At 40.0% G+C, this 23,724-nt stretch carries 25 protein-coding genes and 1 riboswitch; of the genes, 6 read left to right on the top strand and 19 right to left on the bottom strand.

The features are described 5' to 3' along the window. Window positions 1-94, top strand: a 94-nt coding sequence (locus H5200_RS24490) for an IS3 family transposase (protein WP_404936147.1), incomplete at its 5' end; no start/stop codon positions are given. Between the two features lie 639 nt (window positions 95-733). Here H5200_RS24490 and H5200_RS20220 read toward each other — a convergent pair. Both H5200_RS20220 and H5200_RS20215 read right to left on the bottom strand, forming a co-directional pair. Then, on the bottom strand, window positions 734-1,477 hold the full coding sequence (locus H5200_RS20220; protein WP_182762371.1) for a hypothetical protein: 744 nt from the start codon (window positions 1,475-1,477) through the stop codon (window positions 734-736). A gap of 447 nt (window positions 1,478-1,924) precedes the next feature. Further along, window positions 1,925-2,398 (bottom strand): VOC family protein, encoded by a 474-nt coding sequence (locus tag H5200_RS20215; protein WP_145237712.1) that lies wholly within the window; start codon window positions 2,396-2,398, stop codon window positions 1,925-1,927. A gap of 189 nt (window positions 2,399-2,587) precedes the next feature. Here H5200_RS20215 and H5200_RS20210 point away from each other — a divergent pair, with 189 nt between their 5' ends. Next, window positions 2,588-3,199 carry an SDR family oxidoreductase gene (locus H5200_RS20210; protein ID WP_182740692.1) on the top strand — a complete coding sequence of 204 codons (612 nt, stop codon included), beginning with the start codon at window positions 2,588-2,590 and terminating at the stop codon, window positions 3,197-3,199. A 192-nt stretch (window positions 3,200-3,391) separates the two neighbouring features. On the opposite strand, the gene H5200_RS20205 is transcribed toward H5200_RS20210, so the two are convergent. Continuing rightward, window positions 3,392-5,128, bottom strand: a complete 1,737-nt coding sequence (locus H5200_RS20205) for a DUF4153 domain-containing protein (protein ID WP_182762369.1) — start codon at window positions 5,126-5,128, stop codon at window positions 3,392-3,394. Between the two features lie 58 nt (window positions 5,129-5,186). Then, a complete protein-coding gene (locus H5200_RS20200) occupies window positions 5,187-5,885 on the bottom strand; it encodes a tRNA1(Val) (adenine(37)-N6)-methyltransferase (protein ID WP_182762367.1) in 699 nt (232 codons plus the stop codon). 76 nt (window positions 5,886-5,961) lie between these two features. Between H5200_RS20200 and srmB the strand changes: the two genes are divergently transcribed. Together srmB and H5200_RS20190 are read left to right on the top strand one after the other, a co-directional pair. Beyond that, entirely contained in the window at window positions 5,962-7,194 is a 1,233-nt protein-coding gene (gene srmB, locus H5200_RS20195) for an ATP-dependent RNA helicase SrmB (protein ID WP_145237725.1), read from the top strand. A gap of 404 nt (window positions 7,195-7,598) precedes the next feature. Beyond that, window positions 7,599-7,922, top strand: a complete 324-nt coding sequence (locus H5200_RS20190; RefSeq protein ID WP_149983403.1) for a BON domain-containing protein — start codon at window positions 7,599-7,601, stop codon at window positions 7,920-7,922. 174 nt (window positions 7,923-8,096) lie between these two features. Here the strand turns inward: H5200_RS20190 and H5200_RS20185 are convergent, their stop codons facing one another. From H5200_RS20185 to yaaA, 4 genes are all read right to left on the bottom strand, one after another. Next, window positions 8,097-10,106, bottom strand: coding sequence for an alpha-amylase family protein (locus tag H5200_RS20185; RefSeq protein WP_182762364.1), 2,010 nt, complete (start codon window positions 10,104-10,106; stop codon window positions 8,097-8,099). A gap of 307 nt (window positions 10,107-10,413) precedes the next feature. Further along, window positions 10,414-10,608 carry a DUF1289 domain-containing protein gene (locus tag H5200_RS20180; protein WP_145242920.1) on the bottom strand — a complete coding sequence of 65 codons (195 nt, stop codon included), beginning with the start codon at window positions 10,606-10,608 and terminating at the stop codon, window positions 10,414-10,416. A gap of 260 nt (window positions 10,609-10,868) precedes the next feature. After that, a complete protein-coding gene (locus tag H5200_RS20175) occupies window positions 10,869-11,783 on the bottom strand; it encodes a mechanosensitive ion channel family protein (RefSeq protein WP_145242916.1) in 915 nt (304 codons plus the stop codon). A 100-nt stretch (window positions 11,784-11,883) separates the two neighbouring features. After that, on the bottom strand, window positions 11,884-12,663 hold the full coding sequence (gene yaaA, locus H5200_RS20170) for a peroxide stress protein YaaA (RefSeq protein WP_182762362.1): 780 nt from the start codon (window positions 12,661-12,663) through the stop codon (window positions 11,884-11,886). Between the two features lie 250 nt (window positions 12,664-12,913). Here yaaA and tal point away from each other — a divergent pair, with 250 nt between their 5' ends. Together tal and H5200_RS20160 are read left to right on the top strand one after the other, a co-directional pair. After that, a complete protein-coding gene (tal, locus tag H5200_RS20165) occupies window positions 12,914-13,864 on the top strand; it encodes a transaldolase (RefSeq protein ID WP_145242912.1) in 951 nt (316 codons plus the stop codon). Between the two features lie 177 nt (window positions 13,865-14,041). Beyond that, on the top strand, window positions 14,042-14,230 hold the full coding sequence (locus H5200_RS20160; RefSeq protein ID WP_145242910.1) for a DUF3545 family protein: 189 nt from the start codon (window positions 14,042-14,044) through the stop codon (window positions 14,228-14,230). Between the two features lie 109 nt (window positions 14,231-14,339). On the opposite strand, the gene ung is transcribed toward H5200_RS20160, so the two are convergent. The 11 genes from ung to H5200_RS20105 form a co-directional block, all read right to left on the bottom strand. Next, a complete protein-coding gene (gene ung, locus H5200_RS20155) occupies window positions 14,340-15,002 on the bottom strand; it encodes a uracil-DNA glycosylase (RefSeq protein WP_145242908.1) in 663 nt (220 codons plus the stop codon). Then, window positions 14,999-15,856 carry a cobalamin-binding protein gene (locus H5200_RS20150; RefSeq protein ID WP_182762360.1) on the bottom strand — a complete coding sequence of 286 codons (858 nt, stop codon included), beginning with the start codon at window positions 15,854-15,856 and terminating at the stop codon, window positions 14,999-15,001. The genes ung and H5200_RS20150 overlap by 4 nt, the downstream gene beginning before the upstream one ends. Then, a complete protein-coding gene (cobO, locus tag H5200_RS20145) occupies window positions 15,856-16,455 on the bottom strand; it encodes a cob(I)yrinic acid a,c-diamide adenosyltransferase (protein ID WP_145242905.1) in 600 nt (199 codons plus the stop codon). The genes H5200_RS20150 and cobO overlap by 1 nt, the downstream gene beginning before the upstream one ends. Further along, complete coding sequence (locus tag H5200_RS20140; RefSeq protein WP_182762373.1) at window positions 16,439-17,941, bottom strand: cobyric acid synthase; 1,503 nt, start codon at window positions 17,939-17,941, stop codon at window positions 16,439-16,441. Before H5200_RS20140 ends, cobO begins: the two co-directional genes overlap by 17 nt. Then, window positions 17,941-18,468, bottom strand: coding sequence for a bifunctional adenosylcobinamide kinase/adenosylcobinamide-phosphate guanylyltransferase (gene cobU / locus H5200_RS20135; RefSeq protein ID WP_182735814.1), 528 nt, complete (start codon window positions 18,466-18,468; stop codon window positions 17,941-17,943). Before cobU ends, H5200_RS20140 begins: the two co-directional genes overlap by 1 nt. Further along, window positions 18,465-19,262: an adenosylcobinamide-GDP ribazoletransferase gene (locus tag H5200_RS20130; protein WP_182762358.1), complete on the bottom strand. Its 798-nt coding sequence runs from the start codon at window positions 19,260-19,262 to the stop codon at window positions 18,465-18,467. The genes cobU and H5200_RS20130 overlap by 4 nt, the downstream gene beginning before the upstream one ends. Then, window positions 19,262-20,326, bottom strand: coding sequence for a nicotinate-nucleotide--dimethylbenzimidazole phosphoribosyltransferase (gene cobT / locus H5200_RS20125; protein WP_182762356.1), 1,065 nt, complete (start codon window positions 20,324-20,326; stop codon window positions 19,262-19,264). Before cobT ends, H5200_RS20130 begins: the two co-directional genes overlap by 1 nt. A 4-nt stretch (window positions 20,327-20,330) precedes the next feature. Continuing rightward, window positions 20,331-21,326 carry an iron ABC transporter permease gene (locus tag H5200_RS20120; protein ID WP_182762354.1) on the bottom strand — a complete coding sequence of 332 codons (996 nt, stop codon included), beginning with the start codon at window positions 21,324-21,326 and terminating at the stop codon, window positions 20,331-20,333. Then, window positions 21,313-22,149 (bottom strand): ABC transporter ATP-binding protein, encoded by an 837-nt coding sequence (locus H5200_RS20115; protein ID WP_220491373.1) that lies wholly within the window; start codon window positions 22,147-22,149, stop codon window positions 21,313-21,315. The genes H5200_RS20120 and H5200_RS20115 overlap by 14 nt, the downstream gene beginning before the upstream one ends. A gap of 85 nt (window positions 22,150-22,234) precedes the next feature. Next, a riboswitch (cobalamin riboswitch) is annotated at window positions 22,235-22,360 on the bottom strand. 40 nt (window positions 22,361-22,400) lie between these two features. After that, window positions 22,401-23,015, bottom strand: a complete 615-nt coding sequence (locus tag H5200_RS20110) for a histidine phosphatase family protein (RefSeq protein WP_182762352.1) — start codon at window positions 23,013-23,015, stop codon at window positions 22,401-22,403. 48 nt (window positions 23,016-23,063) lie between these two features. Further along, the gene (locus H5200_RS20105) at window positions 23,064-23,492 is read right to left on the bottom strand and encodes an FKBP-type peptidyl-prolyl cis-trans isomerase (protein WP_149983394.1); all 429 of its coding nucleotides are present in this window, start codon (window positions 23,490-23,492) and stop codon (window positions 23,064-23,066) included. Between the last annotated feature and the right edge of the window lie 232 nt (window positions 23,493-23,724).

Here is a 23,724-nt window from a genome sequence, read left to right as displayed (position 1 = left end):
TTATATTCAGTTTTACAATTACAAACGTAGGCATTCTACGCTTAATTATATGACGCCACATCAGAAATATAATGAATTAAAAAATGCCGCTTAGAATCTCTACAGAATTTGTTGACCATTACAGTCACAAGGTTTAGCGTCATTAAGAGATATTTGGATCAATATTCATTACGGGAGATGAACCGCCCATTGCGGACCCGCATGATGGGTGGTGTGGGGGCTGGAGGTTAGAGACCTCCGGCTACCCGATTATATGCCTGCACCACCATGCAGGATAATTTCATTCTCGTTGCTATTTAATAGTTACAAAAAACTATCAGAGAACTATTTTACTTTATGGTTTCTTAGTTGGTGTTCACCCAATATTTTTCGAATTTATTCTTCTCTGTAATGGTATATGGATAATCGGCTAATTTTAAATAAACACCAATAATTCATTTATTTTAGTAGGTAAAAGTACATAACATCTAATTAAAAATGTTTCTAAGTATTCACTGCTGTTAGATTTAGACCCTAATAATTTTACTTTTCCAACCATTTCAGATGCAAGTTGTTTAAGGTTTGGACTAAACTTCGTTATTTCATCTATGTTAAACCATGCCTCCCCAAAACCTGAAAAAGCATTTAAATTCAGTTTACCTATGAAAACGACCGCATAATAGTCAAGATTTAAAAAATTTCTCGTTTTTAAGAAAGAATGCAAATTATGAGTTTACCACATAGGAGACGCTTATTATTGAGGTGATTCTGGTTCTCCTACTATTTTTTGTAATATAATGCTAGCTACAATACTCGCCATGATCGGCCACCAAATAAATGCATATATTGCGTAAACGTGTAGACAAAGATAAGCAATAGACGTAGTGATGTGAAATGTAGTGACTATAATAGAATCATTACTATCTTTAGTAATTAACCTCCCTAGTATCGAACATAGCCCAAGTAAAACCAGAAACCCTGCAATTGGATAGATAAGATAATTTAAAATGTCTAGTGTTGGATAGATAAGATCGTGTAAAATTTCCATTTTTGCATTGTTCCATCCCTTGAGCGAGAAATAGCTATATAAATCTATAAGAATAGCGACCAGAAAACCACCAGTTAATATAAATACCACTGGGTTTTTGAATATATTTGATTCTTCCCCCATTTCTGCACCTCCATAAAGGTAATTTGAGGTAATATCTTTGCCACAATCCTTAATTTCATAATCATACCTGCCAGCCTCTACGTTAATAGCAGAACCATTTTCATTCATTTCTTGGAGTTTTTGATAGCTATCTATTTGTAATTTCTTCAATTCGTCACGATGGGTCATATTTGTTTTTGAAATAACTACATGATAAATATCTTTAGTAGAAATAAGTTCATTATTCACGATGACTTTACCTCTTTTAAAAGGTTCGATAAAATCATCCCTTACTTGCACTTCTGACAAATCTTTAAATATACACTTCCAAGAATTATCATTTTTCATTTTTAACACTATGTGAAACTTACTCAAGAGTAATACCTGTGCCATAAACGCTCAGAATGAACTTGGATTTGGTCATGTAAAACTGTAACCGATTTCTCTGTATATTTCATATATCCACCAAACCCTATATTGCATATAACAGCTTATTCAAAGGATCTAAACCCGCGAGTTGCAGACAGTAAACCCTTTGAGCTTTTTAATACTTTTAGTCTAACTCTGTATCTAAATGTAAATCAAGAGATTTATATTTGTTGTTTTTTTGTTATTGTAAAATACAAGAAATAACCCCGCGAGTTGTTGAAAAAACAAACACGATTTATAAATGCAAGAAAATAAAGCACATAAAATAAAAGTGACACTCACATTAAAAACTACTCATAGCTGTCTTTCAGATGAAATATAAACCTATTTTTCAAAACTATGAGATCAGATATCAGCCACTATAATTTATGCGTCTTCTTCTTTACTGATCAGATCAACCATGCGTTGACTAATCTCGTCATCGCTAAGGTCTTCTTTATGAGTGCCTATTGTCCATACATGGCCAAATGGGTCTTGTAATGTACCGGCCCTATCACCGTAAAATTGGTCATGTACTGGGCGTATTTCTTTACCACCTAAGGCAACCGCATTAGCAAATACGGCATCTACATCTGCAACGTAAAGCATTAAGCTCACAGGCGTGCCGCCAAGCTCATCAGGGCTTTTAAAATGCGCTTCAGGGCACATATCTGAAAGCATAATATGCGAATCACCAATTTTAATTTCTGCGTGAGCAATCCCGCCATCTGGCAGCGGCATTTGCATAATGAGCTGGGCATTAAATACCTTCTCATAATACTCGATTGCTTTTGCTGCGCCGTTAATTATCAAGTAAGGAGTAATTGCATGATACCCCTTTGGTATTGCTGAAACCGTCATTTTACGCTCCAAATATGTGACCTTATTAAATAAAGGTTAGTCGATATCAGCTGAAAGTCAGCTTTACAAAAATGAAAACTAAATACTCTGGTTTAAATGATAAAGTGGCTCTGCCCTTTAAAAATAAATATCTCCCCCAAGGTCTATAAACACAGTGAGCAATTTAGCTATTTTTTGAAGGAGTTAATGATGAGCAAAACATTAATCATAGGCGCAAGTGGCCAGATTGGTAAAATAACGACACAGTTACTACTTAATGATCAGCATCAGGTTGTCGCTCTCGTACGTGATAAAAATAAGTTAAGTGATTTAAGCAGTCCCTACCTCAGCGTAACTGAGCAAGATCTCGAGGGTGACTTTAGCCAAGCATTTGCAGGCTGCGAACAGGTAATTTTTGTTGCCGGTTCTGGCGGAAATACCGGCGATGATAAAACATTATTAATTGATTTATGGGCTGCGGTTAAAGCCGTAAATTATGCAAAGCAATATGATATTAAAAACTTTATTATGGTCAGTTCGATTGGCGCAGATGATCCTGATGCAACAGAAAGCGATTTAAAACCTTACTTAGTTGCTAAACATATGGCTGACGAACATCTAATCAATAGCGGCCTAAATTATACTATTGTACGCCCAGGTTCACTTACCAACGACAGTGCTTCATTGCAAATCACCACACAACGGCCAAGTGAACGTAAAGATGCAAAAGTCAGCCGTGAAAACGTGGCAAATGCCTTGTTGCAAGTGGTAAAAACGGCTCCTGGTGACAACCGAATATTTGAGTTATTTGATGCCAATTAAAGCCAGTATCTGGCTGTAATTACCGAAATACCAGGAGCTATAGCAGAATAATTTTCTGTATGCTCCTGCTGTTACTTAGCCTAACAATATTTATTAGTTTGGTGATTCAATGTATTACGCTAAACGTTATTGCGTTGAACTTTATATTGAATTACTAACTAATATTTTGAACACTCTGACCTTAAACCCTGTTTAGTAATCAATATCACTCCTGACTTTAAACAGCACATCGCCAATTTTCAAATCATTATATTTGGGTTGTACAACCTCAATGTTATCTGCATCAATCAGTGTTTTTAGTAATTTAATTTGCTCGGGATTATCGATAGTCATGTATTTTGATTGCCATTGAGTACCATCATGCAACCACAGATTAGCTTCAGTTGAGTTATTCGTTTCATCTATAAATACATAATCGAGTTGTTCATCTTGATTTAAATCTATGGCGATAAAATAAAATGAATGACTTTTAAGCGGTGTCCAGCGGTTGAAATGTAAGCTCTCGAATACAGCCTGAATTAACTCATCCGAAAACACCTGCTGCCCAGGCCAAAACGTCGAGTGCGTAACAAACTCTGTTATTGATGTTTGCTCGGCTAAAGCCTTAAACTCTGGATTATCTGGGTTGACATACATTCGCTCAATAATCATTGCTTGCTCTGGATGAGTACTCTGAATTTGCGCTTGTAACTTTTGCATTGCAAGATAGCCTTGGCGTCCTAAATTACTTGAGAAGTAATAATAATCAAATTCTTCAATACTCACGTCACCTTCATTTAAGCGCGCGATTTGACTCTCGGTAGATAAACGCTGAAAATTCAAAACTGGCGAGTTCACTAGTAGCATGCATATTAAAATCACTACCCCCATCACAATATTAACTTTGCTTTGCACTTGTTGCCATGCATCGCGCTTTTTAACGATCCCGACTAAATACCCAAATGAAAAACACGAAAGTAAAAGACACACTAAAATAGCCCAGCAGCGACCCACCGTGATCCCGTATTGTTCAACTCTAAGCCAAATGCCATAAGCGGCAATCACACTGTAAATTGGTAATAAAGCAATACCAAAAAATACTAACCTATGTATTACAATTTTATAAGGTCGCTGATCAGCAGCGTATTGATAAACCGTATTCACAAAAAATAAAGTGAGTACCTGTAACCATAAAACTAACGAGCTACCACTGCCTGTTTGCCATAATTTATCTAGCCCCGTAAACGGTAGCGTCGCTAAAAAGCCTAAAGAAATAACCGTAAGTACTGGCAGTAAAAACTTAATCAAGGTTTGCAATAAAAATGAGATGTTATCTTCTATATGCATAACCCCTCTAAAGATCACCGTGGCAAAACCGAACGCTAAGGTTAAAGTTGGGATCCAAAACCAGTCTTTTTTGAGTAGCTCAGAGAAAAATGTAATCTCTAACGCATTAAATAGCGCCGCTCCTAACTGCAAAATTCCCCAGAAAATTAAAACGAATAACCAACACTCTGCAAATAAAATAAAGTTTCGCCATGAGAGCTTGAATAATTGGCTATAACTAATTGCTTCATTACCAATCAGTTGTTGGATATACATAAGTGCTTTAAAGCTGGCAATTAAGGCTGTGAATATAAAAATGGCCGTTAAAGCATTGTTATTAACCAGCGCAATAGGGTATTGCTGAGCACCAATATAAGCACCAAGGAGTGATAACAACAGACTAAATGGTAACAAGTAACTAAGCAGTTTTTTAATATTAGCTTGCTCTACAGCAAGTAAAGTCAGTAGCACAAAACTAATGGTAAAAGTAACTAAAGAAAACAACCAAACTGGCTCTGTCGCAGGCCATAGCTGATTTTCAACACTACGATATAACAAAGTAAGAACAATGCCTTGCACTAAGGAAAGTACAAAAATAAAAGGTTTAGGTAGTTGATTATCCATATCTATCACCGAGGTTTTTCATCAGTGTGCGATAAATGTACCTGTTTTTCAATGATGATTACATTTTCAAGTAAAAGTCTTTACATAAAGCTATATACTCATCGCTATATTGAGCCCCTTGACCATGAATCGTTAAGCTGGTCAGCTCGCATTCTTGCATCTGATAAGCAAAGCACATTAAGCTCCTGCTCGGCGCTTTAGTGGCAGTAGTTTGTACTAAACAATGGCGCACTAAATACAAACCTTGTAATTGCGCTTGTGCAATAAACAACTGCGCCTCAGGGCAAGGTAAGATCACATTTAAAAAAGCATTTTGGTGACTAAGGTTTTTGAACGCAGTGATTAACTCACTAAAACTTAAGCTATCTGTATGACGTGCGGTATTACGAGCTAAGTCCTGCCCTTTTAAACTGGCATTAAAATACGGAGGGTTACTGATCACAACATCAAACTCAGTTGTGGTGGTTACTTGCTGAATAGCTTTTTGCATCAATTTAATATCGGGCCATGGGCTATTTGTAAAATTTTGCTGCGCATCAGCACATGCATTGGCATCAATTTCAACAGCATTAACCTGCATAGTTGGTTTGCGTTGCTTGCACATTAATGCCAACAACCCAGTACCTGTGCCAATATCAAGTAACCGCTGTGAAGTAGTTAAGTCAGCCCATGCACCGAGTAAAATTCCATCCGTCGAGACCTTCATCGCACTGCGCGTTTGCGCTACTTTAAATTGTTTAAACACAAAGCCTGACATTTTTTCACCTTTTCATTCACCAACTGGCGGATAGCGCGTATAATTACCAGCAATTGTCCTCTATTTTTGACACTCTATGCAATTTTCTGATTTTGATATTGATAACAAGATACTACAAGCCGTTGCTAAAATGGGTTACGAAACCCCAACTAGCATTCAACAACAAGCGATCCCTGAAGCGCTGCAAGGCCGTGATATTTTAGCCTCTGCACCAACCGGTACTGGTAAAACAGCGGCATTTTTGATCCCGGCGATTCAATACTTACTTGATTTCCCGCGTCGCGAGCCTGGTTTTGCCCGTGTTTTGATCATGACTCCAACGCGCGAGTTAGCTTATCAAATTCATGAACAGTGTGAACTACTTGCTAAAGGCACTAACCTTAAAATTGGTGTTGTTACTGGCGGTATTAACTACGGTACGCATAAAGAAATTTTTGAAAAAAATAACGATATATTAATCGCCACACCAGGGCGATTAATGGAATATTTAGAAACCGAAAACTTTCATGCCGAAAACGTCGAGATGCTTATTTTAGACGAAGCAGACCGCATGTTAGACATGGGCTTTCGTAAAGAAATGATGCGTATTTGCGAAGAAGCAAAAAATCGTCGTCAGTGCTTTTTATTCTCAGCCACTCTTGAAGGCGATAGCGTTGAACGATTTGCAGAGCAAATTTTAAAAGATCCAGCCCTATTAGAAGCTGAATCTTCACGTAAAGAAAAAGCTAAAATCCACCAATGGGTACACATTGCTGATGATTACAACCATAAATTAGCAATGTTGGTTGAAATACTAAACAGTGAAGACTTAAGCAAAGCTATTGTGTTTGTTAAAACCCGTGATCGCCTAGAAACATTAGTCGGCGAGCTGACCAATGCAGGGGTTCGCGCAGCCTGGTTACGTGGCGAGATGCCACAAGACAAACGCATGAAGGCAATGGAAAATTTCCACAGTGGCCGTACAAGAATATTAGTTGCGACTGATGTTGCCGCCCGCGGTATTGATGTGGCTGATATTAGTCATGTGATCAACTTTGATATGCCACGCACAGCAGACGTGTATGTTCACCGTATTGGCCGCACTGCTCGCGCAGGTAAGAAAGGCATTGCAATTTCGTTAGTAGAAGCCCATGACATTGCAGTATTAGCAAAAATTGAACGCTACATTGAGCTGCGCCTTAAACGCCGTGTTGTTAAAGGATTTGAGCCGCGTCATAAAGAAGCTAAAGCGCCAATCAAAAAACATAAAGATCCGGTAAAAATCAAAGCCCGTAAAAAGGCCAAAGCTAAAGCCAAGAAAAAGAAATAATTCATCTGCTTTAACGCCACATAAAAAGCCGAGACTTATCATAGTCTCGGCTTTTTACATTCAGTTTTACCTACTCGCAGTAAGTTATTAAACCCTCTCATAGCAGTCATGCAAATTAATTATCTTGTGCTCCCCATTTAGCTTGCTCATTACAAACTTGCAGCTACGACCATCACTTAACAAAAAATATATTGCATCGCTATAGCTGCACTAAACAGCAACTACAAATCTAAATTAGTTAGCTAATCGCCGTACTTTTTACTCAGTTGAATGTAAAAAATTCCAAAAACATTACCCGAACTTAAAATACCCCTTCAATTTCAATACGTTAAAGTTGGAATAAATATTGTAACAGTAAGCTTACTATTCACTAAACACATACAATAGATGTTATGAGGGAAATCATGGACCGCTTCAAATTAACTGTATCATTGGTATCACTTTGCTGTGTATTTTTACTCGCCTGCGCAACGCAAGTCAGTGCAGCCACTAGTACAATTATGATCAGCAGCGTTTCTCCTCAACCAACACTACAGCAGACTATAATTCATAAACTGCGTAGCAATCCAAACCTAAACCTCTCGCAACTGCGAGTACACGTTGATGGCAACAAAGTAGCCATTTATGGTCTAACCGAAACCGGCTTTGAACGCGCACTGGCACAAAAGTTTTTAGAAAACACCCAAGGTGTGGCAATTATTGAAAATAAAATGCAGGTGAGAGATTGAAGAGTTTAAAGCTGCTAGGCTAAAGATTAAAGAGTTAAAGCAACTGATTTTCTGGTGATTCAACTTAGGTTTACTTAAAACACAGAAAACGCAAATCTCCAGAACATGACTTACAAAGTAAAATCCCAGCTAAACGCATACTTATGGTTTAGCTGGGATTTATCTGTAATAAAATTAGAAATTGCGTATTTCTACCGTTGAATTATTAAACTCAAATTTATTAATTTTGCCGCATTGAGCAACATGATTAGTACTAGCATAAGGGGGGGTTGCTTGCGCGATATTGCCCTCCCAGCCCTGACCATTTTTAATAAACGCTTTTACCTCAAACCATCCATTAACCGCTTTGCTGCAATCCATATCAACATCAAGCAGCCAATAATGTTCACCCCAAATATTCAGTGGTGTAACACCAAAGCCATCATTAGCAACGGTTTTTTCTGCTCCCCAAGTTGCTGGCCAAATATTAGTTGTCCAATCGGTTGCGGTCCCTTGCGCCTCACTACTTTGGCCCGTTTCAATACCATACCAATCTAGGTAATTATCGTTTGCTTTCCAAGGACTGGTAGTGGCACTTTGCAAATTATTATGGCGAATTGGCATAGCACATTCAAAGTTGCTTGTTTGGCAGTTACGCCCAAGGTTTGTGTTTGCATAAACATGGTCAATTCCGCCGCGAATAAACATATCTTGGCCAGTTTGCGTTTGTGCGTTAATAAATATCACAGTTCGCTGCCAATCACTCTGAGGATCAGGGGTTGAGTTAGTGGTTAACTTGGCATTTTTATGAATAGCCATTGCATCCCACGCGGCTACATTTAAGTTTATAGTGCCATTTGCATTAACAGTAATAACTTCACCAGTACAACTTGTTGCATCATTAGTCAGCACTCCTTTTAGCACATTACAGTATTGCCCTGGAGCCATATCTGTTTGCACAGTAGTATTGAGTGTTGAGCCTTCTTTATTAATGGCAACATGACCTGAACTTCCTCTACCAAAGGCTATTTGATTATTAGTATTATCCCACCAATTGGTTGTTGCCCAGTTATCAGCCGTATTATTTCTAAAATCTACGCCACCTGCAATGTATGCCCAACGATGCTCACATTGCCAATTACTCGCAAAGCATTCTAAATTACCGTTGTTATGTACAGGTACGCTTGGGCCACCAGCATCTGTGTCACCATGATAGTCGTAACTAGACATTACTTTTGGATAACCATACGGGTAAGCCAACATAAATACGTTTGCTAAGTCGTACAAGCGGCCATCTTCAAAGGTAATTACATTACCGGCACCACCATGACCGCGTTGATTATCATGATTATCTACAAATACTACAGCTGATGCACTTGGCATAAACCCCCACCCTTCACCAAAATTACTTAACCATGCGAGCGAGCCATTTCTAAAGGTATTGCCAAGTTCAGTGCTGTATTTAAACTCCGTAACTAAACCTGACGCTAAATACTCAGAGGCACCAACAGCCTCGCCACCTTGATCAATTACTTCTTGAAAGACCACTGGCGAGCCATTCACTTTCGCCATTAAACTTTGAATATCACTGGCTGCAACATGTTTAGAGGCATCAAACCGAAACCCCTTAACACCAATGGCTTGTAATTCATTAATGTAAGCCGCTAATGTGTTTTGGACATACGTTGCAGCGGTATCTAAATCTGCTAGTCCAACTAACTCACAGTTTTGTACTCGGTAACGATCGTTGCCGTAGTCAGAGCCATTAATGGTGCAACTGGTGTGAAAGTCTTGTGGGCTATAAATTGGGTATTGTTTATTACCATAGGTATTACCAGCGGTACCTGTACCACTGCCTGCAGCCATATGATTGATTAAAGTATCTACATAAATATCAACGCCAGCGGCATTACAGCGATTAACCATATCAATAAACTGCTCGCGGTTACCGCCTCGGCTTTGCAATAGGTAACTGACAGGTTGATAACGCGTCCACCATTGGCTGCCTTGTATATGTTCATTAGGCGGCGATACCTGTACCGCAGCATAGCCTTTAGGTCCTAGGTATTGTTCACATTCGAGGGCTACATCTTGCCAGTTCCATTCAAATAGATGGACGAATGTTGTTGGTGTTGCATTTGCAATCGACGTAGCACTTAGGCCAATACTTAGCCCAATAGTGGTTACTATTTTTTTAATTTTCATTGTGTGTTCCGTTGTGTTGTCAAGTAATAGGTATTATTTATTTACAAAGAATTAACAGTAGAGGGATTCTCACAAAATGAAAATTGAATACGTATGCAATCAAAAATTCAAAAACACCATCGATTATGGATGCTTAGCACAAATGCAGTGGCACGAGTGTATCGCTAACTTATTCTTTGTGTGTGTTGGAGTGTTTATTAACGGGCAGTACAGAGCAGTAAAAACTAGTATACGGTTTTTATCTTTATTACGAAATCTTGAAGTTTGGGGTTAGCTTTTTCAGACTGCAGTTTGCTCTACAAAGTGATTATTTATGTTGCGCGTTTTTGCGATTTTGGCATTCATTAAGAACCTGCAGCTTTTGTGCAGGGCTTGCACTGTGCCACGCGAGAATTTCATCAAGGGTTCTAAAGCAACCGATACAGGTATCGTTTTTATCCAAACAACAATGCCGAATACATGGGCTACTTGGTTCTTCATTGCTCACTTTAATGTTATTCATTAATTTTACCTTCGACTTTACTTATTAGACACTAGCCTTAGTTTTAGCTCGTGTCTAATAAGTGCAGTAGATAATCGGCTAGCGATAACTAAACTATGACCACTGCCTTTTACTTGTTTTGATGCTTCGCCATAAATGCTGTCTATCAGTAGAAAACTTAATACTGGTAAATATGCGCCAATAAACAACTGTATTACCAGCTGTAAATTTGTGTAAATTAGCACTATCAACAGGTAAATATTACCTGTTGATAGAACCATTTATTGTTCTGAGTGCTGGCGCTTTTCAGTGATCATCGCATCGAGTTTTTCACCGCCTTTAATACCAAAATCAAGGGTGCGAATTGGGAATGGAATACTAATATCAGCGTCACTTAGCGCTTGTTTGACTGCCACAATTGCTTTATGGCGTACGGTCATAAAGTCTGCCTCGCCGGGGTATTTTATCCAAAACCACACCAGTAAGTTGACACTACTGTCGCCAAAACCTTCAGCATAAACAGCGGTTTCGTCTTGTTTAATTACAAAATCAAATTCATTGATTTTTTTAACTATCACCTCAGCTGCCAGCTCTGGGTCATCACCATATGAAATGCCCACCGGCACTTCAATGCGGCGTACACCTAAGGTACTGTAATTACGTAATACATTACGAAAAAGTATTTTGTTAGGCACTAAAATCAGTTGCCCATAAAAGTTTTCGATAAGCGTGTTACGCAAATTTATTGAGCGCACATTGCCAAACACATCATCGGTTTTTATAACATCGCCTGTTTTAAAGGGTTTGCGAATACCCATAGCAATACCAGCTATTAGGTTCTCGGTCATATCTTGAAAGGCAAAACCAATTGCTAAACCAACAATCCCAGCACCAGCCAGTAATGACGTTACAGTGCCTTTTAGCCCTATAAAATCGAGGGCAACAAATAACCCAACACACAGTACTATCATCTTGAATATCGATGCCATTAAGTCTGCAATTTGTTGGGAGTCTAACGAGCGGCGTAAAACATTGCGCATCATCGAACCTAAAAAACGCGCGAGAATTGAGAAAACAATGGCGATGATCACCGCCACTATAAAATTAGGTATATGACTTATTACGACATCAAACCAGCCACCGAGTTTTTCTTCAATAAGTTTTTCGGCATCGCTGATAGAAGGTATTTTTAGCATTGCTTAACCTTGATTATTTTATAAATAGTGTCAGGTTATTGCAAAATAAGCGCCAAAACTAAAAAGCCATGCATTGCATGGCTTTTAAACAGATTAATAACTAGTTTTGTTCATCTCTTAGAAATACTGGCTCCAGCTCTTTTTGGGTCGCTTCGCTACTGTAGTAGTAACCATCAACAGTAAACTTTTTTAAATCGCTTAACTGGGTAACTTTATTCTCAATAATGTAGCGAGCCATCAAGCCACGAGCTTTTTTAGCATAAAAGCTGATAATTTTATATTGGCCGTTTTTACAGTCTTTAAAGTGTGGAGTAATGATTTGCGCGTTTAAGGCTTTTTTATCAACCGCTTTAAAATACTCGTTTGATGCTAAATTTACTAGATATTGGCTATCTTGCTCAGCGAGTACGCTATTTAGTTTATCAGCAATAATACTGCCCCAAAATTCATAGAGGTTTTTACCACGGCTGTTATCAAGCTTAGTGCCCATTTCTAAGCGATACGCTTGCATTAAATCAAGTGGTTTTAATAACCCGTAAAGGCCTGACAAAATACGTAGGTGACTTTGCGCGTAATCAAGTTGCCCGGCAGTTAAGCTGTTTGCATCTAAACCACCATATACATCGCCATTAAAAGCCATCACGGCTTGTTTAGCGTTGTCGGTAGTAAACGGTTGCGACCACTCACTAAAGCGCGCAGCATTAAGGCCTGCAAGCTTATCGCTAATTTTCATTAAACTGCCAATTTGTGCCGGCGTTAATTCGCGGCACACCTTCATCAACTCTTCGCTGTGCTCAAGTAACTCAGGTTGCGTGAATTTATCAGTGCTTGCTTGGCTCTCGAAATCTAAATTTTTTGCAGGTGAAATAACAGTGATCATAGTTAGCTATTGACTTGGAAATTATTTAATGTCAATTTCAACATTAAATGAAACGAAAAGCACGTTTTGTTTATATCAATTAGTTAGAATTGATTGGTATGATACCTACCTTATTCGCACAGCAAATTATGCTATGCACCTTCGTTCTTCACTGATACGGACATAAGACCTATTAAGCGCTGTCACAGTGCTGCAGTATAAGGTAGTTACAGTAGATTTTCTTTTAACTTGCTTGGAATGAGGAAAGCAAATGACTTCAGCTCTACAAAGGCTCAAACAACATTCATCTATCGTGGCCGACACTGGTGATATTGAAGCGATTAAAAAACACCAACCGGAAGATGCAACAACTAACCCTTCATTGCTATTAAAAGCCAGTGAAATTGAAGCCTATAAGCCGTATTTAGATAAAGCGTGGAGTTATGCTAAAGAAACCGAGCAAGACGCTGCTAAACAATTAGAACTAGCCTGTGACTACTTTGCTGTATTACTAGGTAAAGAGATCAGTGACATTGTGCCGGGTTATATTTCAACAGAAGTTGATGCGCGTTTATCATTTGATACTCAAGCAACAATTGCTAAAGCACACACATTACTAAGCCTTTATGAAAAAGAAGGTGTGAGCAAAGATAAAATCTTAATCAAAGTTGCCTCAACGTGGGAAGGTATTAAAGCCGCAGAGCAACTTGAAAAAGAAGGTACTAAGTGTAACTTAACGCTGCTATTTAGTGATGCTCAAGCCCGTGCTTGTGCAGATGCTAACGTATTTTTGATTTCACCATTTGTTGGCCGTATTTTAGATTGGCACGTTGCTAACGGCTTAGAAAAACCAACCGATCCATTACAAGATCCAGGCGTGCAATCAGTACGCAGTATTTTTGAATTTTATAAGCGCCATGATTATAAAACGGTTGTTATGGGCGCAAGTTTCCGTAACACCGGTGAAATCATCGCACTAACTGGTTGCGATAAACTAACCATCAGTCCTAACCTTTTAGAAGAGCTAGGCAACCTTGAAGGTGCACAGGAGTATTTACTTGAAAGTGATATTGCTAAAGAGCCTAAACCTGCACCACTAACTGAAGCTCAGTTCCGTTGGTTACATAATCAAGATGCCATGGCGACAGAAAAACTAGCTGAAGGTATTCGTTCTTTTGCTGATGCACAAGAGCAACTAGAAGCGCGTTTTAAAGCAATGTAATCGCTTTTATCGTTTAAATTAAACGTCGCATTTGCGGCGTTTTTTTATGCCTGAAAATAATCTCTATTCATTAATTTATCACTTACCTGTAACATAAATGTCACTTTTTTATTCTATTTTAGTGTGGCCTGTGGTATAGGTATTTTCGAGGTTCAAAAAATTCAATAGGAGAAGTTCATGGATAGCCTAGACGATATTTTAGAGATATTAGAAGGTCCTGATACAACAAGAAAGACCTCTCAGAAAAATAAAAAGAGAAAATGGCGCGAAATCGAAGCTTTAAAAGACAAGCAACGTTTACGTAAAGAACTACAGGAACTAGACTTTTTTACAGACAATATTGCGATTGATGAATTAGATTTTTAATTTCGCAATAGCTACTAACCAACTAAAAGGCCCTTACCGATAAAGTAAGGGCCTTTGTTTTTATCAGTTAACGTATATTCTGCGCGGGATAAACTCGCACCTACAATTCCTAAACTTGCCAATCGATCGCTGTTTGCCCTTGCTGTGTTAATAACTGATTGGTAGCGGAAAAATGCTGGCAACCAAAGAAGCCACGATGCGCAGACAACGGCGATGGGTGCGGGCCATTTAAAATATGGTGACGCGTACTATCAATGCCTTTACCTTTCTTTTGTGCGTGAGCACCCCATAAAATAAATACCACACCTTCACAGTGTTGATTAATATGGGCAATAACCTTATCGGTAAACTGCTCCCAACCTAAGTGTTTATGGGAATGGGCTTGGCCTTGCTCAACAGTCAGTACGGTATTAAGTAAAAACACCCCTTGCTCTGCCCAGCGTTGTAAATAACCGTGCGTAGGCACGCGAAAACCATCGATATCTGTAGCCAGCTCTTTATAGATATTTTTTAATGAGGGAGGAAGTTTACCAACCTCTGGTAATACCGAAAAACACAAACCATGTGCTTGTCCTTCGCCGTGGTAAGGATCTTGTCCTAAAATAACCACTTTTATATTACTTAACGGTGTTGCATCAAATGCACTAAATACATACTGCTCTGGCGGATATACAGCAATACCTTCGCTGCGCTTTTGAGCGACTGTATCCAACGTCTGCTGCATATAAGTTTTTGCACATTCGGTTTTTAAAAAGTCTTGCCAATCACTCATTGTGGCTCCTTAATTGCAACGCGTGAATCATCTATTTTAGTACACATATCAGCAAGACCATCCAACATACGCGTGGTAAAGCGGTGTAGTAAATCAGCATTGACGCTAATAAACTGGTGGTGCTTTACCGCGGGTACTTCGGGCCATTGTGTCCAATCAATCACAGTTTGCTGCGCTTGTGACTTTTCATTAGGCAATATAATGATCTCTGGTTTTGCCACGATCACATTTTCAATACTTATCAGAGGGTAATCAGTTCGGCTACTAGCAAATACATTACGACCTTGGCAAATTTCGATTAACTGATTGATCCAGGTATTTTTACCCACCGTCATCATCGGTTCTGCCCATAGCTGGTAAAATACCGCGACCTTACTTTTACCTTGCTGCTTGGCTTTGATTACAGCAATTTTCTGCTCAAATTCAAGTGCGGCTTGCTCGGCTGATTGCTCATGTCCAGTAAGCTCACCTAAACGGCGCAGTTCATTGGGCACTTTATCTACTTCACTCGCGTCACTGTAAATTATATCAATGCCAAAACTTTTAATACGTGCTAAATCCTCAGCTTTGCTACCCGTTTTCCATGCTAAAACTAAATCAGGTTTGAGGGCCAGTAGCTTTTCTATTTGAATACCTTGGTGACCACCGATACGTGGGATATCATTGGCCGCAGCAGGAAAATCAGCATATTCCACGGTTCCCACGATTTGCTCACCAGCGCCGATGGTATAGAGGTTTTCAACAATATGCGGGGCCAAGGCGATAATTCTTAATTGCTGCTTGTTAGGATCAGCCACGAGCTTAAAGCAGCACAGAGCCAGCGATAAAACGAGTACAAGCCTAAGCGTAGCCATTAATAATCAAATCCTATTTGCGCTTTAACACCAGCATCAAATGCATGCTTAACATTGCGCACTTCACTAACAGTATCAGCTAAGTCAGTTAACTTGCGGTGCGCACCACGGCCAGTAATAATTAAAGATTGCATTGGCGGACGATTAGCGATCACTTCGAGTGCTTCGTCTAAATCAATGTAGCCGTAGGTGATCATATAAGTAATTTCATCAAGTAATACTAAATTAATTGATTCGTCAGCCAACATACGTTTTGCTTCTTGCCAAGTCGCTTGCGCCGCTGCGGTATCTGATTCTTTATTTTGCGTCTCCCAGGTAAAACCTGTGTTCATAATGGCAAATTCAACCCCTGCGCCTTGCAATACATTACGCTCACCACACGGCCAAGTACCTTTAATAAACTGGCACACAGCAGCTTTCATGCCATGGCCTACACAACGTGTTACCGTGCCAAACCCTGAGGTTGATTTACCTTTACCATTACCAGTGATCACCTGAAAAACGCCTTTCTCAGTTTGTGCTGCGGCTATACGCTCATCAACTTTATCTTTTACTTTTTGTTGGCGTTGTTGGTGCTTGTCGTTATGTGTGTCGCTCATGATTAACTCCTTCCCAGTTTTGGTAAATTTGCGTTATTTTGTCTAAATCTAAATGTTCTTTACACATCGTGGCTAAGCGCGTTAATTGCTGCTCGCGATGTGTGTCTATATCTATTAATTGGGTAATACCACTATTTGGCAATACCCAATCCAGTATTAGTTGCGTAGCTGCACTGCTATCAAATAAGCCATGTAAGTAAGTACCTGCTATACAATCATCATCTGATATAAAACCATCTTGCACAACATGCTGTGGATGCTGAGTAAATTGTAAAAAAGGCTTTTTAAATGCTGGGCCTGCGCTACAACCAGCGTGTATTTCATAGCCTGCGACTTTTGCCTGTTGACCGCCAAGATGGATCACACCGGCAGCTTGAGTTAGTACTTTATGCTGCCCTAAATGAGTGGCAAAATCAGCGAGCCCTAAAGCTTTACAGTGTGTTTTACTTGATTCCACACCCTCAGGGTCATAAATATCTGTGCCGAGCATTTGCAAACCTCCGCAAATACCTAATAACTTACCGCCATAACGCAAGTGACGCTGAATCTGCTCGCCCCAGCCTTCATTGTTTAAAAAGGCTAAATCATTAATAACATTTTTACTGCCAGGAATGATGATCAGATCAACGTGTGGAATTACTTGAGTATGGCGAATGTAATTAATGTCAATTTGCGGGTTTAAACGCAGCGCATCAAAATCAGTGTGGTTACTAATATGAGGAAGTAGCAATACTGCGATTTTTATTTTTGCTTGGCTTACTTGATTATCTATCGCTACCGCGTCTTCAGCATCGAGGGCGAGATCATGTAAATGCGGCAACACCCCTAAAACTGGTTTACCGGTGTACTCCTCAAGCCAATCAAGGCCACCTTGCAATAAGCCTATATCGCCACGAAAACGGTTGATCACAAAGCCTTTTACTCGTGCTTGTTCTGACTCGCTTAATAGCGCAAGAGTACCGACCAAATGCGCAAACACACCGCCTTTATCTATATCTGCAATAATGATCACGGGGCAATCAACCGCTTCGGCGTAACCCATATTAGCAATATCACCCGCACGTAGATTAATTTCAGCCGGGCTGCCCGCCCCTTCAACTACCAGTAGCTCAAACTCTTCGCTTAAACGCTGTTGCGAAGCCAGTACCGCATCCATCGCGACTTTTTTATAATCATGATAAGCACCTGCTTCCATATTACTAATGGCTTTACCGTGAATTATCACTTGAGCGCCAGTATCACTATTGGGCTTGAGTAAAATGGGGTTAAAATCAACCCGTGGCGCCACTTTAGCTGCAATCGCCTGTAGTGCTTGCGCACGACCTATTTCGCCGCCATCTTCTGTTACAGCGCTGTTTAAGGCCATATTTTGTGGTTTGAATGGAGCAACTTTGATCCCGCGTTCAACAAATACCCGGCACAATGCTGCAACTAAAGTACTTTTCCCTGCATCAGAAGTCGTACCTTGTACCATTAATGTTTTCATCATGACTGCCCTTTCAGTGTTAAGGCAAGACCTGCCATTATAAATTCAACTCGCGCAGCTTTTGCGGCAATGGCTTGATGTAACCAGCCTGATTCATCTACAAACCGGCGGCTTAGCTCGCCCAGAGGCACAATACCGTGGCCAACTTCGTTACTGACAAAAATCACTTGCCCCGGTAAATTTTCAAGGGTATTTAGTAGTGCTGATTTCTGTTCATCCCAACAATCACTTGTGGCGTGACATAAACAGTTACTTAACCATAAGGTTAAGCAATCAACTAAAATACAGTTATCTTTGCTGCTGTGTGTTTGTAACGCTTCAGCCAATGCAATTGGCTCCTCAACTAACGGCCAATCTATAGGGCGCTGTTGTTGATGATGGACTATACGATCTTGCATTTCAGTATCGTGGGCTTGCGCCGTTGCGAGGTAAATAACGCTTTTATTGCTTTGCTGTGCAAGCTGTTCAGCAAAGCGGCTTTTTCCACTGCGTGCGCCGCCTAAAATAAATGTGTGGTTAGCGTTCATAATACACTCACGAAAGTCAAGTAAATGGCAATTTCACTTAGCTGCTGCGCCGCACCTAAACAATCGCCAGTGTAACCACCTAACTGCTGTTTAAACCAGCGGATCAAAATGACTCTTAGGATCAGTAATACTGCGATAAGAATGAATACGGTTTGCCATAACAATACACCAACAGCAATCAAGCTAACCAGTAAAGTAGCGGCGGTTACAAGTAACATAACTAAACTAGTGACCGATAGGTGCATAGCAAGCGGCTTTACTTTTGAAGTCGCATCCTCACTTACATACTCCATCCCCATAATTAAACTGGTTGCCACTACTCGGCTTACACATTGCCCGATAACAATTGCACTCAATACAGTAATCAATGACTCACTAAGAAAGAGTAGGCTTTGAAATTTAACCAGCAGCATAATAAATAATGCCGCTGCACCATAAGTACCAAGACGACTGTCTTTCATAATGGCAAGCTTTTGCGACACCTGCCAACCACCGCCAAAACCATCCCATACATCGGCCCAGCCATCTTCATGAAATGCGCCTGTTAATAACAACCCGACCGCCATCATTAGTAATACACTTATTGATGCTGGTAACAGTAATTGAAAAACGCCGTAGCTGAGTGCTAATAATCCACCAAGCAGTAAACCCACTAAAGCAAAATAGCGACTTGCTTGATTTAAATGAGCACCGCTTACATTAAAGCGCAACTGCACCGGTAGCCGGGTTAAAAAGCTAATTGCTAATAACAGTAACTGCCATTGCGTTACTTTATTTGCCTCTGGGTTAGGCATTAACTGACAACCTGCTTAACACCAGCATCAGCAAAACTAGCCATCTGATTATAAAAACCAAGTGCGGCTTGCAATAATGGTAAACTTAACGCAGCGCCAGTGCCTTCACCCAAGCGTAAATCAAGTTGCAGCAGTGGCTTAACATCGAGTGCGTTTAACATCAGTCGATGGCCTTGCTCATTTGAGCAATGTGCAAAAATTAAATAATCTTTCACTGCTGGGTTAATATTAATTGCGGCCATTGCCGCAGCACTACAAATAAAGCCATCAACTACTACAGCCATGCCTTGCTCAGCCGCAGCCAACATAGCTCCCGTAATATGCACAATTTCAAAGCCACCTAACGCTGCAAGTAGTGAAATAGGATCTGCTAAATGTAACTGATGCAATACCAGCGCTTGATCTACAACTGTTATTTTACGCGTAACAATATCATCACTAACACCCGTGCCTTTGCCAACACACTGCTGTGCAGGTAAATTCAGCATAGCTGCCATAATCGCTGCTGCACTGGTGGTATTACCTATGCCCATTTCGCCAAAGGCAATTGTATTACAACCACTATGACTGAGCTGCTGCACCAGCTGTTTAGCATTATTAAAGCCTTGCTGTACCTGCGCGGTATTCATTGCCATGTCTGTATTAAGTGGCTTTGTTATACTTCCTAGACGGCAATTATGGACACTTGGCGCTGTGACTGGATGCAAAATACCACAATCAATCACTTCTAATTGCCAACCTAACTGTTGGCAAAAGACATTAATAGCGGCACCACCGCTGACAAAATTAGCTACCATTTGTGAAGTGACATCACTGGGCGCTATCGATACCCCTTGTGCAGCAACACCATGATCTCCTGCAAATACCAGCAAAGTAGGCTTCTTGATTGTAGGTGCAAAGGTTTTAAAAGCATCTTCGCTTGCCACTTTTTGGCTAAACAAAGTAACCAGTTGTATTGCACATTGTTCTAACTGTCCAAGTGCACCAAGCGGTTTAGTTTTTTGGTTAATCTTATCAATGATGAGGTGACCAAATTGATTAGTTACTGTGGGTATATTAAACATCTGACTAACTCTCTCGCTTGCGAAAATAAAGTAACGATAAAAAGAAACTACTGCCTATTGCAGAAGTAATAACACCGATTGGCAATTCTTGATTTGCAAGTAAAACACGCGATAGCACATCAACCCACACCATAAATATACCGCCAACTAAAGCCGTCATGATCAAACCAGTAATAGTGCCTTGCGACACAAAAAACCGTACTATATGCGGGATCATCAAACCAACAAAACCAATACCACCACACATCGCCACTAACACTGCAGTGATCAATGAGCTCAATACCAACATTAATAACCGAAACCGCTGTACCGGTATTCCTAAAGTTGCAGCACTTTCATCACCTAGTAACATTGCATTTAGTTGCCGACGAAAACCCATCATCAGCCCGGTGCAACTAATAATAACTAAAGCGGGTAACCATAACGTTGACCATTGTGCGCGAGCAAAGCTGCCTAGCGTCCAAAATAAAATAGCCGTGATCGCCTGTGGATCACTAAAATACAAAAGTAAGCTGGTAAAGGCACTGAATAAAAAGGATAAAGCGACCCCAGCCAAGAGCATGCTTTCAACTTGTCCGCGACCTGCTCGTCCGGCAATAAAAACCAGTAATAACATAGTCAATAAACTACCAACAAATGCCGCGGCCGACATTGTTATTCCCGCGCTGACTCCTGTTAGTGTCATAAAACATACCACACCAAATGAGGCTCCCGATGAAATACCAAATAAGTAAGGGTCGGCTAACGGGTTACGGGTTACGGTTTGTAAAATTAAACCAGCAATAGCTAAACCAGAGCCAGCTAAAAACGCCAACAATGTTCGTGGCATTCGCAGTTGCCATATGATCCGCGCTATAAAGGAGTCATCTCCCTGACCTATAATACTGTGGTATACATCAATGAATTTACTGGTCGCAGCACCAAAGCTAAGTGCTATAAAAATGCTCGACAAGGCAAAGAATAACGCCACGCTGACTGCAAAATAATTATTTTTTTGCATCAACGCCACCACCTTGATAACCGTAAAAATAGGTAATACGCGGAATGACCTTATTTAATTGTTTACTCTGTGGATGCGCCGAGACTTCGGCACAGACACCAAATACTTCGCTAAGCATTTCTTCCGTGATGACGTATTCTGGGCTACCCGTTGCAACTAACTTACCTTGCTTTATCACCAGTAGTTCATCACACATACTTGCTGCAAGATTAAGATCATGGAACGACGCTAATACCGTTACATTTAGCGATTTAGCCAACTCCATTAATTGAATTTGATATTTAATATCTAAGTGGCTGGTAGGCTCGTCCATAATTAATAATTGAGGGCTTTGTACAATTGAACGTGCTATCAATGCGCGTTGCTTCTCGCCACCGGAAAGGGAATCAAACGATTGCTGTAAATGATGGCTCAAGCCAACTTGCTCAATCGCCTGAAAAATAATTTGTTGATCATTTTTAGTTGTCGAACTAAATAAGCTTTTATGCGGCGTAAGGCCAAGACTCACTACATCAAAAAGCGATAGATTAAATTGCGAAGGTGTTTCTTGCAGCACCACAGCAACCTGCTTGGCATATTCATCCGCACTTAGCTGCCAAATATTTTTCCCTGCAAATATAACCTCACCGCACACTGGTTTAGTGTAACGGTATAAACAACGCAATAAACTTGATTTACCTGCGCCATTAGGCCCTAACAAACCGATAAACTGGCCTGGTTTTATTGCAAAATTAATATCGTGCAAAATGGCGGTATTTGCCACCGACCACGATAAATTAGCTACTTCAAGTAAAGGGGGATCAATTACTGCTGGTATTTGCAATGTGTTATCTCTCTAGCAATAGCTAAACCCAATACACTACAAACCATTATGATCATGGTGATAATAGAAGAGTTAGCCCGCTCAATAGGTAATAAATTAACGTATTTTGTATCTGACTTATCGCGCTTGCGACTTACAGTTGCGGGAACAGTTGAGGAGTTACACCCCATTCCAAAATACATAAGGCTCTATTATGGGCGGGTGAGTAAATATTTCAATTAATATCTTTCTAGACGGCTAAAAATAGTATTTTAAAACACAATTCTTGGCCATGCTTTATCGCTATCATCTATGTAAATATCAATACAAATGAGCTTCCCATAACCGATTGAAAATATGTTTTGCTGATTCGACTCTTTTGGTAACCGACAAATAATACCTAATAGTTGCTTGATCACTCCGGCATGCGTTAAAACTAATTGTGCTTGAGTACGATTACTTGCAATATCAATTAGTAACGTTTGCCACCACGTTGCTATTCGCTGATAAAAATCCCTCATACTTTCGCCATGAGGGGGGGTTACTTGCCAAGGGCTTTGCCAGAAATCGCCAATACTAGGAGAGTCCGTCTGTTGCCACAAATCATCATATTTACAGCCATCCCAATCACCAAAATTAAACTCTCGGAGCTGATCGGTCAGAAAAAGTGGTATTTGCTGGGCATGGCTAAAAGATCTGGCAAATTCGCTACAACGTTTCAAAGTCGAACTTTGTACAAGCTCAATATTAGTTAGCTCACTGCACGCTTGATGTAATTGCGCACGGCCAAGTTCACTGAGTAAAAAATCTGTCTGTCCGGCCAAGACTCCTTGCTCAATCAATTCGCCATGGCGTAATAAGTAAACGCGACTAGAAAATGGCGGCATAAAACCCTCTTACATTAAAGAAAAGTACTTTTAACTATAGCATAATGGTCATCCTAAACGGATTAAGCGCACATCAAAATGTAGAACGGCATTAGCTCCTATTTTTCCACCATTCCCCTTGCGTCCCCACGCCAGCTCTGCAGGAATTACAAATTCATAGCGAGAACCAACCGACATCAATAAAATACCTTCTCGTAATCCTTCGATTGCCTCATCTAAGGTAAATACTTCAGGCATTCCAGCTTTATAACTATCAGCTATTACGCTGCCATCAGCAAGCATAATACGCTGATTGATGACCACGGTATCTGTGTCAGTTACTCGCTCACCAGAGATCTCATCTATTACTTTATACATCAAACCAGAAGCACACAGTTGAGTATCAGCATGATTACTAAATTTAACTATGAAGCTTTCACTGTTTTTACGATTGAGTCCTGATGAACCTTTTGATTTAGTTGTTTTTTTACGTGCCATGAAGCCCCACTATTTGTATGATAAATATAATGATTTTATCGCATAGGTAGAGGCCTAAACGCAAGTTTTATAGTGAGTTTGCGAGTTTTTCAAAACAATAAAATGATCTTATACCAATCTGCCAAATTATGTGATCTAATTAGCACACTGATACTTATCTACTTTTACTAAATTGAACTTAGAAAAATCCAAGCAACTTTTAGCTTTATCACGTAAAGAGCCTAATGCGAGA

Source organism: Pseudoalteromonas sp. SG43-7 (assembly GCF_014164295.1).
GTDB lineage: Bacteria > Pseudomonadota > Gammaproteobacteria > Enterobacterales > Alteromonadaceae > Pseudoalteromonas > Pseudoalteromonas rhizosphaerae.
Note: the sequence above shows the minus strand (reverse complement) of the source record. Positions and strands in the feature narration are given on the sequence as shown.

What these genes read in the sequence shown, in the direction of transcription:
- yaaA (WP_182762362.1), bottom strand. Translation starts at nt 12,663, where the DNA reads ATGATCACTGTTATTTCACCTGCAAAAAATTTAGATTTCGAGAGCCAA.
- H5200_RS20210 (WP_182740692.1), top strand. Translation starts at nt 2,588, where the DNA reads ATGAGCAAAACATTAATCATAGGCGCAAGTGGCCAGATTGGTAAAATA.
- H5200_RS20175 (WP_145242916.1), bottom strand. Translation starts at nt 11,783, where the DNA reads ATGCTAAAAATACCTTCTATCAGCGATGCCGAAAAACTTATTGAAGAA.
- H5200_RS20200 (WP_182762367.1), bottom strand. Translation starts at nt 5,885, where the DNA reads ATGTCAGGCTTTGTGTTTAAACAATTTAAAGTAGCGCAAACGCGCAGT.
- H5200_RS20140 (WP_182762373.1), bottom strand. Translation starts at nt 17,941, where the DNA reads ATGAAAACATTAATGGTACAAGGTACGACTTCTGATGCAGGGAAAAGT.
- H5200_RS20185 (WP_182762364.1), bottom strand. Translation starts at nt 10,106, where the DNA reads ATGAAAATTAAAAAAATAGTAACCACTATTGGGCTAAGTATTGGCCTA.
- H5200_RS20150 (WP_182762360.1), bottom strand. Translation starts at nt 15,856, where the DNA reads ATGGCTACGCTTAGGCTTGTACTCGTTTTATCGCTGGCTCTGTGCTGC.
- H5200_RS20105 (WP_149983394.1), bottom strand. Translation starts at nt 23,492, where the DNA reads ATGGCACGTAAAAAAACAACTAAATCAAAAGGTTCATCAGGACTCAAT.
- cobT (WP_182762356.1), bottom strand. Translation starts at nt 20,326, where the DNA reads ATGTTTAATATACCCACAGTAACTAATCAATTTGGTCACCTCATCATT.
- H5200_RS20190 (WP_149983403.1), top strand. Translation starts at nt 7,599, where the DNA reads ATGGACCGCTTCAAATTAACTGTATCATTGGTATCACTTTGCTGTGTA.
- H5200_RS20110 (WP_182762352.1), bottom strand. Translation starts at nt 23,015, where the DNA reads ATGCCGCCATTTTCTAGTCGCGTTTACTTATTACGCCATGGCGAATTG.
- ung (WP_145242908.1), bottom strand. Translation starts at nt 15,002, where the DNA reads ATGAGTGATTGGCAAGACTTTTTAAAAACCGAATGTGCAAAAACTTAT.
- srmB (WP_145237725.1), top strand. Translation starts at nt 5,962, where the DNA reads ATGCAATTTTCTGATTTTGATATTGATAACAAGATACTACAAGCCGTT.
- H5200_RS20120 (WP_182762354.1), bottom strand. Translation starts at nt 21,326, where the DNA reads ATGCAAAAAAATAATTATTTTGCAGTCAGCGTGGCGTTATTCTTTGCC.
- H5200_RS20160 (WP_145242910.1), top strand. Translation starts at nt 14,042, where the DNA reads ATGGATAGCCTAGACGATATTTTAGAGATATTAGAAGGTCCTGATACA.
- H5200_RS20180 (WP_145242920.1), bottom strand. Translation starts at nt 10,608, where the DNA reads ATGAATAACATTAAAGTGAGCAATGAAGAACCAAGTAGCCCATGTATT.
- H5200_RS20205 (WP_182762369.1), bottom strand. Translation starts at nt 5,128, where the DNA reads ATGGATAATCAACTACCTAAACCTTTTATTTTTGTACTTTCCTTAGTG.
- H5200_RS20130 (WP_182762358.1), bottom strand. Translation starts at nt 19,262, where the DNA reads ATGCCTAACCCAGAGGCAAATAAAGTAACGCAATGGCAGTTACTGTTA.
- H5200_RS20215 (WP_145237712.1), bottom strand. Translation starts at nt 2,398, where the DNA reads ATGACGGTTTCAGCAATACCAAAGGGGTATCATGCAATTACTCCTTAC.
- cobU (WP_182735814.1), bottom strand. Translation starts at nt 18,468, where the DNA reads ATGAACGCTAACCACACATTTATTTTAGGCGGCGCACGCAGTGGAAAA.
- H5200_RS20220 (WP_182762371.1), bottom strand. Translation starts at nt 1,477, where the DNA reads ATGAAAAATGATAATTCTTGGAAGTGTATATTTAAAGATTTGTCAGAA.
- cobO (WP_145242905.1), bottom strand. Translation starts at nt 16,455, where the DNA reads ATGAGCGACACACATAACGACAAGCACCAACAACGCCAACAAAAAGTA.
- tal (WP_145242912.1), top strand. Translation starts at nt 12,914, where the DNA reads ATGACTTCAGCTCTACAAAGGCTCAAACAACATTCATCTATCGTGGCC.